The 15616-nt window shown below is 42.3% G+C and carries 16 protein-coding genes; 14 read left to right on the top strand and 2 right to left on the bottom strand.

Features of this window, described 5'->3' with window-relative positions; all coding sequences use genetic code 11:
* The first annotated feature begins 113 nt into the window (after positions 1–113).
* From C3V36_02000 to thpR, 6 genes are all read left to right on the top strand, one after another.
* A complete protein-coding gene (locus C3V36_02000; GenBank protein ID AVM68134.1) occupies positions 114–1385 on the top strand; it encodes an AAA family ATPase in 1272 nt (423 codons plus the stop codon).
* A 3-nt stretch (positions 1386–1388) separates the two neighbouring features.
* Positions 1389–1568, top strand: a complete 180-nt coding sequence (locus tag C3V36_01995; protein AVM68133.1) for a hypothetical protein — start codon at positions 1389–1391, stop codon at positions 1566–1568.
* Between the two features lie 53 nt (positions 1569–1621).
* Entirely contained in the window at positions 1622–2332 is a 711-nt protein-coding gene (locus tag C3V36_01990) for a hypothetical protein (protein ID AVM68132.1), read from the top strand.
* Between the two features lie 201 nt (positions 2333–2533).
* Positions 2534–3013, top strand: a complete 480-nt coding sequence (locus C3V36_01985) for a transcription elongation factor GreA (GenBank protein AVM68131.1) — start codon at positions 2534–2536, stop codon at positions 3011–3013.
* Between the two features lie 581 nt (positions 3014–3594).
* Positions 3595–5532, top strand: a complete 1938-nt coding sequence (lysS, locus tag C3V36_01980) for a lysine--tRNA ligase (protein ID AVM70403.1) — start codon at positions 3595–3597, stop codon at positions 5530–5532.
* A gap of 190 nt (positions 5533–5722) precedes the next feature.
* Complete coding sequence (gene thpR, locus C3V36_01975; protein ID AVM68130.1) at positions 5723–6223, top strand: RNA 2',3'-cyclic phosphodiesterase; 501 nt, start codon at positions 5723–5725, stop codon at positions 6221–6223.
* 20 nt (positions 6224–6243) lie between these two features.
* Here thpR and C3V36_01970 read toward each other — a convergent pair whose 3' ends face one another.
* Positions 6244–6588 carry a transcriptional regulator gene (locus C3V36_01970; protein AVM68129.1) on the bottom strand — a complete coding sequence of 115 codons (345 nt, stop codon included), beginning with the start codon at positions 6586–6588 and terminating at the stop codon, positions 6244–6246.
* 136 nt (positions 6589–6724) lie between these two features.
* Here C3V36_01970 and C3V36_01965 point away from each other — a divergent pair, with 136 nt between their 5' ends.
* Complete coding sequence (locus C3V36_01965) at positions 6725–7114, top strand: nuclear transport factor 2 family protein (GenBank protein AVM68128.1); 390 nt, start codon at positions 6725–6727, stop codon at positions 7112–7114.
* Positions 7115–7283: 169 nt separating this feature from the next.
* Here the strand turns inward: C3V36_01965 and C3V36_01960 are convergent, their stop codons facing one another.
* Entirely contained in the window at positions 7284–8570 is a 1287-nt protein-coding gene (locus C3V36_01960) for a hypothetical protein (protein AVM68127.1), read from the bottom strand.
* 325 nt (positions 8571–8895) lie between these two features.
* Between C3V36_01960 and C3V36_01955 the strand changes: the two genes are divergently transcribed.
* The 7 genes from C3V36_01955 to C3V36_01925 all read left to right on the top strand — a co-directional run bounded on the left by C3V36_01955 (position 8896) and on the right by C3V36_01925 (position 15613).
* A complete protein-coding gene (locus tag C3V36_01955; protein ID AVM68126.1) occupies positions 8896–9186 on the top strand; it encodes a hypothetical protein in 291 nt (96 codons plus the stop codon).
* Positions 9187–9216: 30 nt separating this feature from the next.
* Positions 9217–9459, top strand: a complete 243-nt coding sequence (locus C3V36_01950; protein AVM68125.1) for a hypothetical protein — start codon at positions 9217–9219, stop codon at positions 9457–9459.
* 378 nt (positions 9460–9837) lie between these two features.
* On the top strand, positions 9838–10344 hold the full coding sequence (locus C3V36_01945; protein AVM68124.1) for a hypothetical protein: 507 nt from the start codon (positions 9838–9840) through the stop codon (positions 10342–10344).
* Positions 10345–10896: 552 nt separating this feature from the next.
* Positions 10897–11937 carry a hypothetical protein gene (locus C3V36_01940; GenBank protein ID AVM68123.1) on the top strand — a complete coding sequence of 347 codons (1041 nt, stop codon included), beginning with the start codon at positions 10897–10899 and terminating at the stop codon, positions 11935–11937.
* Between the two features lie 173 nt (positions 11938–12110).
* Positions 12111–13859, top strand: coding sequence for a hypothetical protein (locus C3V36_01935; GenBank protein AVM68122.1), 1749 nt, complete (start codon positions 12111–12113; stop codon positions 13857–13859).
* A 30-nt stretch (positions 13860–13889) separates the two neighbouring features.
* Positions 13890–14699, top strand: coding sequence for an alpha/beta hydrolase (locus tag C3V36_01930; protein AVM68121.1), 810 nt, complete (start codon positions 13890–13892; stop codon positions 14697–14699).
* 29 nt (positions 14700–14728) lie between these two features.
* Positions 14729–15613 (top strand): acetamidase, encoded by an 885-nt coding sequence (locus tag C3V36_01925; protein ID AVM68120.1) that lies wholly within the window; start codon positions 14729–14731, stop codon positions 15611–15613.
* Positions 15614–15616 lie beyond the last annotated feature (3 nt).

Raw genomic sequence — 15616 nt, 5'->3', positions numbered from 1 at the left:
CAAAACGCCGAAAAAAAAGTTGCCAAAACGCCGAAAAAAAAGTTGCCAAAACGCCGAAAAAAAGTTGCCAAAACGCCGAAAAAGTGCTATAATTCAGCATAAGAGGTGAGAATATGAAAGAATATAAACCGCGTATCGCAGATGAAATACTAAAGGATAAGCTGGAAGCAAAAGGCGCAGTAATCATTGAAGGTCCTAAATGGTGTGGCAAAACAACTACAGCAATGCAGGTTGCAGGCAGTGTGCTGCGTATGGACGAGCCTTCTAAACGAGATGTTAATATTCAGATGTCAGAAATTGCGCCAGAACGTTTATTGCAGGGAAAAACGCCCAGACTTATTGATGAATGGCAAATTGCACCTAAACTGTGGGATGCGGCCAGATATGAAGTAGATACAAGAGGAGAGGAAGGGCAGTTTATTTTGACCGGGTCGGCAGTTCCGGTTGATTCAAAGGAAATAACTCATTCGGGAACGGGACGGTTTACTTGGCTCACTATGCGTCCTATGTCATTGTATGAATCAGAAGAGTCATCAGGTGAAGTGAGTTTAGAAGAATTATTTCTTACTCCCCAACAAATAATCGGGATTAATGGTTTAGATCTTGAAAAGCTGGCATTTGCAATATGTAGAGGCGGCTGGCCGGGTGCGATGGAAATGAGTGAAAAAGCGGCACTTTCGCAGGCAATGGATTATTATGATGCAGTTGTTAAATCTGATGTAAACAGGGCAGATGGAGTCAATAAAAATCCTGAGCGTGTAAAAAGGTTGATGAAATCTTTTGCCCGTAACCAAGGAGCACAAGTTGCGAGTACCGTTTTGAGGGATGACATTCAGGCAAATGATACTGATAAATTGAATGAAGATACCATTGCCTCATATATAAATGCACTGAAAAAAATATTTGTAATAGAAGATATGCCTGCTTGGAATCCCAATTTGCGCTCTAAGACAGCAATCAGAACAACCGATACCAGATATTATGTAGACCCGTCTATCGCAGCAGCACTGGGTGTAGGACCGAAAGATTTATTAAATGATTTGAACACGATGGGACTTTTATTTGAGGCGATGTGTGTCAGAGATTTACGAGTTTATGCCGAATATTTGGGTGGTGAAGTACTACATTATAGAGATAAGTCGGGACTGGAGTGTGATACGGTAATTCATCTGAGAAATGGAAAGTATGGATTAGCTGAGATAAAGCTCGGCGGACAGAAATTAATGGAAGAGGGGGCTGTTAATCTCAAGAGACTTGCAGATAAAATTGATACTACCAAGATGCCGTTGCCATCATTTATGATGATTGTAGTTGGAATAGGAGATTTTGCATATAGGAGAGAGGATGGAATATATATCGTTCCTATAGGATGTTTGAAAAAATGATAAGTGAAAAGTTCAAACAGTTTAAAAGGGTATATCATAGATGAGCCGGAAAAAGGAAGCAAGAAGGAAACAGATATAGCGGCGCTGCGGCGGGAACTGATGGAGATGAAAGACCCGCAGGCGGTCAGGGAGTATTTGACAGCGACGTTTGCGGAAATGGAAGCGAATTTTTGCCTAAAATAAAAAACGAAAATATTTCAATATAGCAGAGCTGCTTTACTAGGGAGGAAAAGAATATGCTGAGGAATTTAATAAGAAATAGTATTATTAAATATTTTTCGGTACTTGTCTTGATTTTAGCGGCACTATCGGTTGCGGCCTGTCAGGAGAAAAGGCCGACGGTTTTAGAACAGACGAAGCACTTGGAAAAGATGATTGAAATAGCGTCAAAAGGAGATTCCATAGCAGAACAAGATTTCATTCAGATTTCATTTGCCGAGGGCAGCAAGCAAAAGTTTTTGGAAAAGGCTTGTTTGGAATTGGACAGCAGTCAAATCTTTTCGATTGCAGGCCGGGAAGCAGAAGAACAGAGGACTTCATTAAGTCAGATACTGGAAGCCAATGCAGATGAGGGACAAAAATTATACCATTCTTTTTTGGAAAATCAGAAGAAGAATTTAGGGAATGTGCAGCCGGCGGACAAGCGTTTTTCTAAGGTTTATGAGGAGGATAATTTAGCCTATGTTTTTGTGAAAACGCCGTTCCGGTTTGACAAGCTGACGGTCAGCGGCGAAGAGCTTGCGGTTTGTGGCTGTACTTTGTATCGTGCTTATATGTGGCAAAAATTGGATGGCTGGTGGCAACTAAATCAATATCAAGAGCGGGTTCATTTAGAAGCGGAAGATATGGCACTATTGTTTCCGGAGATTCCAAATATTGAAGCGGACAGCAAAGCTTTAACAGAAAAGTTTTTAACGGTTTTTGGAGAAAGAGTAGAGTTTGAATGAGTTTATGAAGCCTCTCTATAAAAAATAGAAAATAGAGAGGCTTTAATTTTAATAGCCGCCTTTGCGCAAATGGAATAAAATCGCTTGACAAGCGGCAGGCAATGGGCTATAATACCAAAATACGTAACAGAGAGGACAAGAGCTTGTTTGGCAGGCTCTTTTCGATTTTGATGGTTGAGGAAAAGTAGAAGGAGTACGCATTTGAGGACTTTAGAGAAAAAGATACTGACGTATAGCGGATTGAAAGCGTTGGAAGAAGAATTGCAAAACCTGAAGCTGGTTAAGCGCAAGGAGATTGCGGCTAAGATTAAGGAAGCCAGAGAGCAGGGTGATTTGTCGGAAAATGCCGAATACGATGCAGCGAAAGATGAGCAAGGTGAGATTGAAGCACGGATTGTCCAGATTGAGAAAATACTCAAAAATGCCGAAGTGATCGATGAAGATGAGGTTGATCTCAGTGTAGTCAGCGTTGGCGTTAAAGTTTTAGTTTACGATATGGAGTTTGACGAGGAAATTGACTTTACCATTGTCGGTTCGACCGAAGCCGACCCGCTGGCCAATAAGATATCCAATGAATCGCCGATGGGCAAGGCGTTAATCGGTGCAAGGGAAAATGAGATCGTTGAATTCAGCACCCCGAACGGAACAGTCAAGGTCAGGGTTTTAAAGATTCATCAGTAAACAAATCACATTCCGTTCGTGTCTGCGCCGAAAGATGCAGTCTTTTGGGCTGGTGGGTGTCCTGCCTTGATGGAAGTGCTGTTCGCTTATGTTTGTAAAAATTGTTTGAACGAACATGGGAAAGTTGACTTATTAAGGGGCTGTTGCATTTTAAGAGTTTTACACAGGTTATATGATGGCATTCTGCTGAAATGCCGCCACATTTTGTGCAATCTCTATTTTGCAACAGCCCTTTTGCTATGCGCACAAGATTTTTCGTAGTTAATGACATAAATGTCAAAAGTATGGAAATCGGTTGTGAGTTTTGCGGGCAAACTTTCAAATTTCAACAGTTCAGACAAGCAGCACGGATAATTCGCTGTAAGCGAATTATCCGTGTATTTGCTCACGCAAATAGGAATTTAAGCATGAGATGCTTTTGGAGAGTAAACTCTCCGCCAGCATCTTTGGTACACATACCTGCTTGCCTGAACTGTTTGCAAAAATCATTTGAAAAATGTGGTTGGATTTGGTATACTGATAGCAATACGCGGCAAGCGGAAATACTGAATAAAAAGGAGTAAAACATGGAAAATAATAATATGGAAAACAGAGAGCCGGTCAGCGCAGAAGAATTGGGGGAATTGTTTCAGATTCGCCGCAATAAATTAAAGGCATTGCAGGAGAGCGGACAAGATCCGTTTGTGCTTACCCGGTTTACCGTTACCAATTACAGCAAAGAAATTCAGGATAATTTTGAGAGCTTTGAGGAAAAGGAAGTAACCTTAGCCGGCCGGATGATGACCAAGCGGACAATGGGTAAGGCTTCGTTCTGTGATTTGCAGGATAAGGACGGCCGGATTCAGCTATATATCAAAAAAGATATTGTCGGCGAGGAAGTTTATCAGAGCTTTAAAGAGTTGGATTTGGGCGATATCATCGGCATAACCGGTTGTGTTTTCCGGACGCATAAGGGTGAGATTTCGGTGCGGGTGGAAAAGCTGACGCTGTTGTCCAAGAGTTTGCAGATTTTGCCGGAAAAGTTTCACGGCTTAAAGGATACGGATATTCGTTACCGCCAGAGGTACTTGGATTTGATTGTTAATCCGGAGGTAAAAGATACGTTTAGAAAGCGCTCGGAAATTATTCGGACGGTGCGCAATATTTTAGAAGAAAAGAACTTTTTAGAGGTGGAAACACCGATTTTGATGACGATTCCTTCCGGCGCGGCGGCCAAGCCTTTCAATACCTATCATAATGCGCTCGATATGCAGCTGCACTTGCGGATATCCTTAGAGCTGCCGCTCAAGCGCCTGATTGTCGGCGGTTTTGACCGGGTGTATGAAATCGGCCGGGTTTTCCGAAACGAGGGTATTTCTACTCGGCATAATCCGGAGTTTACTTTGCTGGAATTATATCAGGCATATACCGATTATCAGGGGATGATGGATTTGACGGAGGAACTGTTCCGAGAGACGGCCAGACGTGTGCTGGGCACGACGGTGATTACTTACGGCGATGTGGAGATTGACTTAGGGAAGCCCTTTGCTCGTCTGAGCATGAAAGACGCGGTTAAGCAGTATGCCGGAATTGATTTTGATGAAATCGGAAGTGATGAAGAGGCGCGGGCGCTGGCCAAGGAAAAGCATATTGAATTTCAGCCGCATTTCAAAAAGGGTGAGATTTTAAATCTTTTCTTTGAAGAATATGCCGAGAAACATTTGGTGCAACCGACTTTTATTATGGATCATCCGGTTGAGATTTCGCCGCTGGCTAAGAAAAAGGTTGATGCACCGGGCTATACGGAGCGGTTTGAACTCTTTATTTTAACCAGAGAGCATGCCAATGCTTTTTCCGAGTTAAACGATCCGATTGACCAAAAGGAACGCTTTATGTATCAGGAAAGTCTGCGGGCAGCCGGTGATGAAGAAGCCAACCGGATTGACGATGACTTTATCACGGCGCTGGAATACGGAATGCCACCGACGGGCGGTTTGGGTATCGGCATGGATCGGATGATTATGCTGCTGACCAATGCTCAGTCGATTCGGGACGTGTTGCTGTTCCCGACGATGAAAAATATCGACGGCAATAAGAGCGAAAAGAGAGAGACGGGGAAGGTTTTTGAAGCAGATTCGGTTGTACCGGCTGGCGAGGAAAAAATTGATTTTTCCAAGGTAAAAATCGAACCTTTGTTTGAAGACTGTGTTGATTTTGAAACTTTCAGCAAGAGCGACTTTAGAGCGGTAAAGGTTCTGGGATGTGAGGCGGTGCCCAAGTCCAAGAAGCTCTTAAAGTTTACCTTAGATGATGGAACAGGTGTAAACAGAACGATTTTAAGCGGTATTCATAACTTTTATGAGCCGGAAGAACTGCTGGGAAAGACTTGTATTGCCATCACCAATCTGCCGCCGCGGCCAATGATGGGAATCGAATCCTGCGGTATGTTGATCAGCGCCGTCCACGAAGAAGAAGGCGAGGAAAAGCTTCATCTGTTGATGGTGGATCCGCATATTCCGGCAGGGGCAAAGCTGTACTAATCGGTTCTTGGATTAAAAACAGCAGAGACCAAAGCACAAAGATCAGAGGATGCTTTGTGCTTTGGCGAATCTATAAAAATTATATAACCGATGAAAGAAGCACTTGCTTTGGCGGTTTGCTGAAGCGGGTGCTTTTTTGCACGGGGATCAGACGATGTGAAAATCTTGCTTTATATTCAATGGAGGTATTATGAGACTATTTATTGCAATAACATTTTCGCCGGACTTTAAAAATCATTTTATTGACCTAAAGCATCAATTAAGGCAAAGAGGAGTCGAAGGGAATTTTACCTTAGATGAAAATTTGCATTTAACGCTTTGTTTTATCGGTGAAACGCAGCAAGTTGATCAAATAAAATCGGCTCTTAAAAGAGTGAATTTTCAGCCATTTGTGCTGAGCGTTTCCGAGGTTCAAAACTTTCGGGACATGATTTGGGTGGTAATCAAGAAAAATCAGGCGTTAAGCGAACTTTCAAAAAGCATAAAAATTGAACTGGATAAGGCGAAAATTGATTATGACAGGAAACCTTTTAAAGCACACATTACATTAGCCAGAAAGGTAGAAGGAGATGTTCCGAAATTGGAGCTTCCTGATGCAAAAATGAAGGTAGAAAAAATATCGCTGATGAAATCAGCCAGAGAAAATGGCAAACTGGTTTATACGGAGATTTTCAGCGCGCCTCAGATTTAAGCGGATAAGACAGGTTATGTCTAATGTCTCTTTATATTTTTAGACTTGTTAAGTTCAGCAATATAATCCAAACCAAAGACCTCTATTTCATTTAATACTCTTTGGAACTTAGTGCCTAATGTACTCAAAGAATATTCAACATGGGGAGGTATTTCCGGAAAAACTTTTCTAACGATTAGTTTGTCTTGTTCCAATTGACGAAGCTGTCTTGTTAATACAGTTCGAGTAACATCAGGAATTAACCTTTCAAGTTCACTAAATCTTTTCGTACCTGTGCTTAGATGATATAAAACTACAATTGCCCATTTTCCTTGTAAAACTTTTTGAGTAGTAACATAGGGACATCTATCATAAACAGTTGACATTGTGACCTCCTTAGATAATTATAGTACCGTATTAGATACTATGTATTATAAATGTTCGTACTTCTAAAATCAAGACTAAAAAAGTATAATGATAGCAAGAGAAAATCATTTCTCAAAAAATGAAAGGAGATCAGCTATGAAAAATGAAGTTATGAAAGTGTTTCATGCTTACACGAAAGCATTATTGAAAGGAGATTTTGGAGCGGTTTTTGAAACGATGTCGGATAATATTGTATGGCATATGGGAGGAGAGAGTCCACTTTCCGGTGTGGTAGTTGGGAAACAGGCATTAGGAGAGCGTTTGAGTGAATTTGCAAAGAGAAGCAACGGAACATTTAAAGTTATGACAAATTGGGCCGCAAGCAATGACTGTTTTGTGGCTGCCAGTGTTGTTTCTTTAGCAGAAAGAGGAGAAGAAAAACTAAATGATCCGGGGATTGATCTATTTAGAATAGAGAACGGCAAGATACAAGAAGTTTGGACTTTCGCAGAAAAACAAGATGAGGAAGATAAGTTTTGGGAATAAATCAAATTCATCCAATAAAATCACTAAAAGGAAGTAAAAGCAAATAGCCGATACTTCCTTTTTTGTTGTCAAAAATTCAAAAACCGGAAAGGAGAATTTAAAAATATGAAGCAGAAAATGATCAACATCAATGTCAACTTGGTTGCAGAGCGTCCTTTCTAACGAATCGTTAGGCCAGTATGTGCTTTTCTATGTAATCGTAAAAAGCATTGATCATGTTTCGTTCATTTATCACGAATGCTTTCTTAGGTGTGTCTGTTTTTTCCATGATTACGCCCATATCTTCTTTCGCATAGAGCAGCGTATTGTCTGGAAATGCACTGACAATATGTACCTTTAGGTTCTCGTAGCGGCGTTCCAGATATTTCAGGTGCTCTATATGCATGAGATACTGTTCCTTTTCGTAAGGAAAAACACGGTCGGAGAACAATTCGCTCATAGGCAATCGAAGTTCAACCGGCGTGCGAATGGTGGATTTCGGATCAGGCAGTACCACGGTGAGACTTTGCTGTTTTATACTTTTCCGGAATAGGGAAAGACGGTGCTTCCATTGCAGAATTAGGGTATCGTCTCCGGCTTGTTCTGACAGTTTCCGGACGAGTTTTTCCGGCATAGCAAAAAGAGGAGGCACTGTGCAGCACAGGAAAGCATTTCCCTCTGCCATAGTAAGGCTTTCTGCCGTGCTTTGAAAAACATCTGGATTCTGCTCGGTAAAAATCCGCATGACGGGGCGGCAAAATGCAAAATAACGTTCATATTCTGTTGCCAGTGCATCCACTGCCGCCCGATCGGTGAGAAAGAGGTTGAGCATTCCGTCCGTCTCCTGCTGTACGGAAGAGGAAATGACAGCGGCTGTATTCGGTGCGATAAAAAGAGTCCGCTGAAATAAGCCGTCCCGCAGTCTGGGATAGCAGTAAGGCTCGACCATTCCTGTCATATAAATGGGAATCCACTTCGTGACGGCTTCCAGCATTTCATTCATGTTCCGGGATACGGTATGGATGATCCGCACCCGGTTTCCTCTTAGAAGCACCTGTGTAAAAAGTTCTGTCCAGCGCAATACAAAAGCGGCATCTTCATAAAGCCAGGCCATATTTTCATCGGAAAAAAGCAGAAGTGTCTGCGGTTTTTCCTCTTTGAGGATCATCAGGAAAAACTGTTCTACGGCTCTTCTTTTTCCGGCATTTCCGTAAAGATAGGATGCATACTTTTGCGAAATATCATTCATATCCTTTTTTTCAGGAAGAGTGACCGGCTGCGCCGCAAGACGGGAAAAACCGGAGATCAGCCTTCCGGTTGCCTCTGAGGCATCACTCTCTTTTTCCAAAAGCCATTGTTCCAGATATAACGCCATAGCATCAGGTGCGCTTAAAGCAACCGTTCCGATCCCCGTCAGCTTTTGCAATGCATTCATCTGATAATCTTTTTTGATATGCCTGGCTAAATATAAACACATGGGAGTAAGATACTCATGCTTTTTTGGCAGAGGTCTCGCACCCGAGCGCAGTCGCCCTATGTGAGAAGAGTTTATATTGATGTTTCGCCCAAGAAGACTGTTGGACACTTCTGCGATATTCATCAAAGTATCAAATCTTTCCGCAAACATACGACCTCATTCCCCCTTTCTGTTTGGCAACATTATAACATATAATAGAACCTGTTACAATGAGAATGGCACAAACTATGCCGTAAATTTGGCATGACCATTTTGACATAACCTATTGTATTAGCCGCAGTTTCAGATAATATATAAATATACGAACGCAAAGGAGGCGGCAAATATGCAGATTCTCATTAAACGGGAAGATTTTTCTACAAGTCGCTATGAGCTTAACACCGGTAGCGCCGCGCTGGAGTTTACCGGGGAGAATGATGCATTCTCACTGCCCTATTCGGAGGTCAAGGATTTTTGCATCACCCGAAATGACCATGGCAAGACGTACTTTACTATGCTCTGCGGACAAACCATGTATGAGGGACAAATCCTGGATTTGAAAGCGGTAGAGTCTTTCGTGGAAACGCTGAAAACGGAGTTGGACGGGGTCATTCATATCGCAGTAAAAAAGAATTAGAGATTTGAACGTATAAAACCTACGTGTACCGTGCCGGTGCAAGCCGAAAGCAAGGGGAAGTACCTCTATACCATCTGGAATCTTACCCCTACTAAAGTAGGAGAAGCCCCGGAGCTTGCTCCCGGCGAGGCACCCAAAATCCCGGAGGGAGGAGAAGACGCTCCGCTTACCCCGGAGGAGCAGAAAAAGGAGGACGAATATTGGAAGGAAAAAAACGATGACATGAAAACGGAGCGGGACTCCATGATGGACATCGGGCCGTTTAAGCAGTAAATCTTGAAAAAGATTTGCTGTTTTTTCCTCTTTGGATTATGATGGACATTTTGTAGAAACAATCGTTGATGTCGAAAAGATTGTCGAAACACAGATGAGACTTTCGCAGTCAGAAATGCTATATCAAAATTAAGCACTGAAGAAAGGGACATCATTGAGCGTTTCAAAGTAGCTTTTCATTGAAGAAATCATTAAAGGAAGTATAAGCGCAGGTTACTTAAACGAAAGAAGGAATCGGATAACATCTTAAAACTTGCGATAATTTCTTGAAAATTAAGACGTGAAGTGATACAATATCAATAATTTCTGTCTTAGGATATCATCGAAAAAATTACCGGAGCCTCCAAAAGAGGAGAAATAATTAAAGGAGAGTGTTTTATGGATGTAATGCGAGCAATTATGGATGGAATTGCAATAGCTGCTATTTTTAACGGCGCAGTGGCTGCTTTGGTGCTTATTGATCCAAGATACTTTTTTGATTCTTATCCAAAGGCAATTCAGAAGGCTGCACCTGAACAGATGACAAAAAAAGAGAAAAATATAAATACCATTCTAACCATTATCATTTGTGGAATTTGTTTCGTGTATTCCGTAGTGAGTCTTTTACATACAGACATCTCGGGCTTTTGGAATCTTTTTTGGATGGGATATATTCAGTGGAGCATATTAAACTTAGGAGATTTCTTTTTGTTGGACTGCCTGCTATTCCAAGGGAAATATAAAGATAAAATCGTCATTCCCGGGACAGAAGGACACCCTGATTATGAGTTCGGCAACTGGATGAAGCATTTGGCAATCATGGAACATTTTGTAGTAACTCCATTTTTGATTATACCGTTTGCAGCGGCGATGCAGGCTCTGATTGTTGGCTTATTAGGAAGATAAATTTATGTAGATAGATTAGGAGTAAATAAAAATTATTCTAAATTGAAAGACAAGATAATTAAAATGGCGCTTTTTGGCGCTAATTTGGGAGCAGTGATGGCAAGCCATAGAGAAATATAAAAAAATGAAAATTAATTCTTCCCGAAGCGTATTCGGGTTGTTTTTTATGAAAAATAATGATACAATCGAAATATAAAAATAATATAAATATAGAAGCCCAACTTCCCCATATTCTGCAAAACTGGAACAGTCTTTTTTAGGCAGACCGCCCGCCCGGGCAGGAAGCGAAGCTTTCGATCAGGCAGACCGCCCGCCCGGGCAGAAGTGCGAAGGACTTCGAACAGGGGAAAGTTGAGTATAGAAAAGAATAAATTTTCAAAAATATTTTATCGAAAAATATCTTGAGAACGGGTTTTAATTAATGGAATGGTCTTTTAAAAGTGAGGATTTTTCATGAAACTTTTTTGATCGAGGGTAACGCTATAGGATACACGGGCAGTATTTATTTTAAAAGTAAAAAAAATAGCGTACAAGAAAAAAGGAGGGTGTAACATGAAACGGAAATGGTATTATTTTATGACATGGGTTTTATGTATGGGGTTGATGCTGATTACCACCGGCTGCGGCGGTTCCAGCAAGAGTTCTTATGACTACAACTACTCAAAACAAATGGTGGGAAACGCTATGGAAGCGCCAATGCCGCCGGAAATGTCGAAGGAAGAGATTGCACCGGATGCGGATTTTTCAAGCGGAAAGTTTGAGTTGCCCACTAAGGAACAATTTATTGTCCGGACACGTTTAAGTGTTGAAACAAAGGAATTTGATGAATCGGTCAAGAAAATTGAAGCGCTGGCCAGTGAATTAAAGGGCTATATAGAGAGCGTAGAAGCAAGTTATGGCACAACCTATGACCGGAACCGGAATCGGTCGGTGTTCTATATGCTGCGAATTCCCAAAGGCTCCAGTGCCACTGCGGTAAATACCATTAAATCAGAAGTTGGACTGGTTGTGGACGAACAAATGAGCACGGAAAACGTGACCAAACGAATTCGTGATACCAAGCGTGATATTGAGCTTTTAAAAGCCAAGGAAGACCGCTTGATTGAGTTGTCCAAAAAAACGGAAGACATTGAAGCCTTGATTCACATTGAAACCGAACTGGCGGAAATTATTTCCAACCGGGAATATAGCCAGGCGGCTCTGCAAAACCTGGAATATGATGTTCAATATGATTTTCTGTCAATCAACTTGCGAGAGGTCAGAGAAACAAAAGTAATTGAAGAAGATAACTTCTTAGGTGACGTGAAAACGGCCTTTCGGGACTCTATTGACGGCATGGTTGACTTTTTCCAGGGTTTGGTGATATTTTTGGTTCGCTCCTGGTTTGCACTTTTAATTATGGCGCTTATAATTATTATAGTAATCTGGTTAATTAAGAGGATTAGCAAACGGGCGGCTAAAAAACGCTTAGAAAGAATGAACGCTCATCCGCCGGTATATCCGATGAATTATGCGGCACCGAATATGGGCGTGAATCAACCCCAACCGGAGAAAATGGAAAGCGAAAAAACGGAAAGTGAAAAAACGAAATAAAAGAGGAGTAACTAAAATGGCTCTGCTGCGTTTGTGACAGCAGGGCCATTTTTCATTGCGTATCAAACTAAAAAATGGTACAATTAAAATAAGCAATATCCGAGAGGGATCATAATCAAATTAATTAGCATATTGAGCAGGATTGGGCAATACATAAGAAAGGAAAACAGACGGTGATTGATAACTTGGCTATAAAAGGACAAAATAGGAAAAAGACAAAAACAGGGGCCTGGTTGGCTGCCCTGAGCATAATTTCTAATTTATTATCATTTAATCTTATATCAGCGGCGGAGCCAAAGGCATTTTCAGATGTGCCGGCAGAGCACTGGGCAGCGGAATATGTGCAGGAACTTAGAAACCGGGGTATTACGGATGGAATCGGCAATAATCAATTTGGGATGGGTAAGTCAATCAGCCGCTATGAATTCGTAACTTTCTTGGTGCGGCTCATGAAATGGGATTTGGTGAAGCAGCCCAATCCCACATTTGCTGATGCCACTGATACCGGGGCCTGGTATTATGCGCCGCTGGAAACGGCGGTTTCAAAAGGTTTATTGATGGCTGTCGGCTCGGAGTTTGATAAAAATCCGGGTGTTTCCAAGCGCTCATTTGGCGGTGACTATGCCATTACCCGTCAGGAAATGACAATTATGATTGTACGGGCTTTGGGTTATGGACAGATTGCTTCCAAACTGGATTTAGAACCCAGCTTTTCTGATGTAGAACGCTTTAAAGGTTATATTAATGTAGCCAAAGACTTGGGAATTATTAACGGAACCGGACCCCGGACTTTTGCGCCGACGGCGACGGCGACAAAGGAAGAAGCGGCCGCCATGATGATTCGGATGGCCAGAAAACTGGATGCCGGTATCAGCGATTTGCATGGTTTTTATGCCATTCGCTCATTTGGACAAAGACAATTTATAAATGGACTGGATTCCGTCAGTTTTGGCTGGAGCCGGTTGGGGCATAGCGCCCAAAAAGGATATTACCTTAATACTTCAAGAGAAAAGGATAATGATTTTGCAATCCCGGTCGGCTATGAACAAGTGTTAGCCGAAGCCAGAGCCCAAAATGTAAAAATGCATTTGATGGTTTATGCCAGTGATACCAGCAAAATTGGCGAGGCCGGCAATTTAACTGTCTTTTTGGAGAAGCCGTCTGAACAGGCCAAGCTGATCAAGCAGATTGTGGAGGAGATTTCAGCGGCTAAATTGAACTTGGATGGAGTGACCATTGATTTTGAGGAAATGAAAGGCGAGGCAAAGAAGGCGCAATTTGTGAGCTTTTTAAATAATTTAAAAGTTGCGTTAAACGGGAAACGTTTGCTGGTCGCGGTTCATCCGCAAAGAAAAGAAGGCATTGCCTATTTTGACGGCTATGATTTTCGCAAAATCGGACAGATTGCCGATCGAGTGATATTAATGGCGCATGATTATTATGCCAAGACATTGACACCGTCCGAAGCCGAGCAGGGATATACTTTAACTCCGTTAGCACCACTGGATAAGATCTATAATGCCCTGCGCTTTATAACGGATAAGAATACCGGAGTGGAAGATATCAATAAAGTTATGCTGCAAGTGTCCTTTGCCTCTGTGCAGTGGCAGAGAAAAAATGGAAAAGTCATCAATCAAAGTGCTTTTCAGCCGACCTATGATAAAATTACGGCAGCACTGACCAAGCCAAACGCAGAGATTACTTTTCAGGAGCAGTACAGCAGTCCGAGAGCGGCTTATTTGACGGAAGACGGGACAGAAAACATCTTATGGTATGAGGATTCCAGAAGTATAGTGGCGAAGATCCAATTGGCCAAGATGTTTGGGGTAAGAAATATTTCCATCTGGCGGCTGGGTAATATTCCGAATGATAAAAAAGCGCCATATCTAAATGTGTGGGAGGCAATTCAAAAGGAAAAGTAAAATAAATTGAATCCAGAAAGGAGATTCCAAATGGCTGTTTTGCAAACAAATGATGGTGTCCAAATTTATTATCAGGTAAAAGGGGAGGGAAAGGCACTATTGCTGCTGCCGGGCTGGACATGTTCAACCAGATTTTTTGATAAAAATGCGGAAGCGCTGTCTCGGACCTGCAAAGTAATTTTAATGGATTTCAGAGGGCATGGTCAATCGGAAAAGGTTGATCATGGACATCGGATTGCCCGCTATGCAATGGATGTGAAAAACTTACTGGATCATTTGGAACTGGAAGATGTTACGGCGCTGGGGTGGTCCATGGGCAGCGCCGTGTTATGGAGTTACTTGGAATTATTTGGCAAAGACCGAATCCGGAAGCTGATTTGTGTTGATCAGGCACCGCTTCAATATACCGGCCCGGATTGGGCTTGGGGGCAAAATGGCTGTTATGATGTGGAAATGTTTATTCGCTTATGCGCCGACTTAAAATATGCCCATAAAGATTGTGCGGTTGGTACGGTCTATGGATGTATGCACCGTCAGCCGACAGAGGATGAGCTGCAATTTTTATCAACTGAAATTTTAAATTGTCCGGCCACAGTGGCAATTGAGATTATGAGAGACCATACCAATTTAGACTGGCGGGATTTTGTCAAACGGATTGATGTTCCGGCTTTGGTTTGCGTAGCCAGACAAAGCAAGGTCTTTGATTGGCAGGGCAGTGCCTGGGTCGGTGAAAATATTAAGGGTGCCAAAACGGTTTTCTTTGAGGAATCCGGACATATGCTGTTTTGGGAAGAACCGGATAAATTTAATCAGGTGGTGGCGGAATTTGTCGGCAATTAAAAGACAGGTTGGCAGAAAGGAAACCGGCGATGAAAATAATCGAAAACAAAATGATATTTGCCTTTGATGGCACCAATGAATGTGTGGCACAGGTTGAGGATGGAGAAACTCTGATTTTTCGGACCCATGATTGCTTTGACAACCAGCTGGATGAAGCCGGCTCGACCATTGGCAATTTGAACTGGGATTGCATCAATCCGGCGACCGGCCCGGTCTATGTCAAAAATGCAGTAGCCGGTGATGTACTCAAGGTTGAAATTCTGGAAATTGCACTTGGAAAGCAGGGAGTCATGTGTGCCCTGCCGGATAATGGTGTGCTGGGCTCACTGATTACAGAGGAGTCGGTCAAGCGTCTAAAAGTGGAAAACGGAAAGGTTCATTTTAATGACCGAATTGTGTTTGCTATCAATCCGATGATCGGGGTGATAGGGGTAGCTCCCGAAAAGGGAGCGGTAAATTGCGGTACCCCCGGTAATCATGGCGGAAATATGGATAATAAACGAATTGCGGCAGGTGCAACCCTTTATTTCCCTGTATTTCATGATGGGGCGATTTTTTCTTTAGGCGATGTGCATGCGGCCATGGGAGACGGAGAAGTGATGGTCAGCGGAGTTGAGATTGCAGCCGATGTCAAAGTGCGGCTGTCTGTCATCAAAGGTCTCACGATTGAAACGCCAATGCTGGAAAATGAGGATATCTGCGGTGTTATTTATTCCCATGAGCACATTGAAAAAGCTGTATTTCATGCGGTCAGGATCATGAATGAGATCGTGCAGAAAAAGCTGGGCTTGTCCTTTAATGATGCCGGTATGCTGCTCAGTGCCGTCGGCGACTTAAAATTTTGTCAGGTAGTCGATCCGGAACGGACAGTTATGATGTGCATTCCAAAATCAATTCTTGATTCGTTATTTTAGGTG

Source organism: Lachnospiraceae bacterium oral taxon 500 (assembly GCA_002999035.1).
Lineage (GTDB): Bacteria > Bacillota > Clostridia > Lachnospirales > Vallitaleaceae > W11650.
The sequence above is the reverse complement of the archived record's forward strand: the minus strand, read 5'-3'. Positions and strand labels throughout refer to the sequence as shown.

Bases quoted from the DNA above. Each gene is read 5' to 3' on its own strand.
- lysS (AVM70403.1), top strand. From the start codon at position 3,595: ATGGAAAACAGAGAGCCGGTCAGCGCAGAAGAATTGGGGGAATTGTTT.
- C3V36_02000 (AVM68134.1), top strand. From the start codon at position 114: ATGAAAGAATATAAACCGCGTATCGCAGATGAAATACTAAAGGATAAG.
- thpR (AVM68130.1), top strand. From the start codon at position 5,723: ATGAGACTATTTATTGCAATAACATTTTCGCCGGACTTTAAAAATCAT.
- C3V36_01945 (AVM68124.1), top strand. From the start codon at position 9,838: ATGGATGTAATGCGAGCAATTATGGATGGAATTGCAATAGCTGCTATT.
- C3V36_01955 (AVM68126.1), top strand. From the start codon at position 8,896: ATGCAGATTCTCATTAAACGGGAAGATTTTTCTACAAGTCGCTATGAG.
- C3V36_01990 (AVM68132.1), top strand. From the start codon at position 1,622: ATGCTGAGGAATTTAATAAGAAATAGTATTATTAAATATTTTTCGGTA.
- C3V36_01970 (AVM68129.1), bottom strand. From the start codon at position 6,588: ATGTCAACTGTTTATGATAGATGTCCCTATGTTACTACTCAAAAAGTT.
- C3V36_01960 (AVM68127.1), bottom strand. From the start codon at position 8,570: ATGTGTTTATATTTAGCCAGGCATATCAAAAAAGATTATCAGATGAAT.
- C3V36_01940 (AVM68123.1), top strand. From the start codon at position 10,897: ATGAAACGGAAATGGTATTATTTTATGACATGGGTTTTATGTATGGGG.
- C3V36_01925 (AVM68120.1), top strand. From the start codon at position 14,729: ATGAAAATAATCGAAAACAAAATGATATTTGCCTTTGATGGCACCAAT.
- C3V36_01930 (AVM68121.1), top strand. From the start codon at position 13,890: ATGGCTGTTTTGCAAACAAATGATGGTGTCCAAATTTATTATCAGGTA.
- C3V36_01965 (AVM68128.1), top strand. From the start codon at position 6,725: ATGAAAAATGAAGTTATGAAAGTGTTTCATGCTTACACGAAAGCATTA.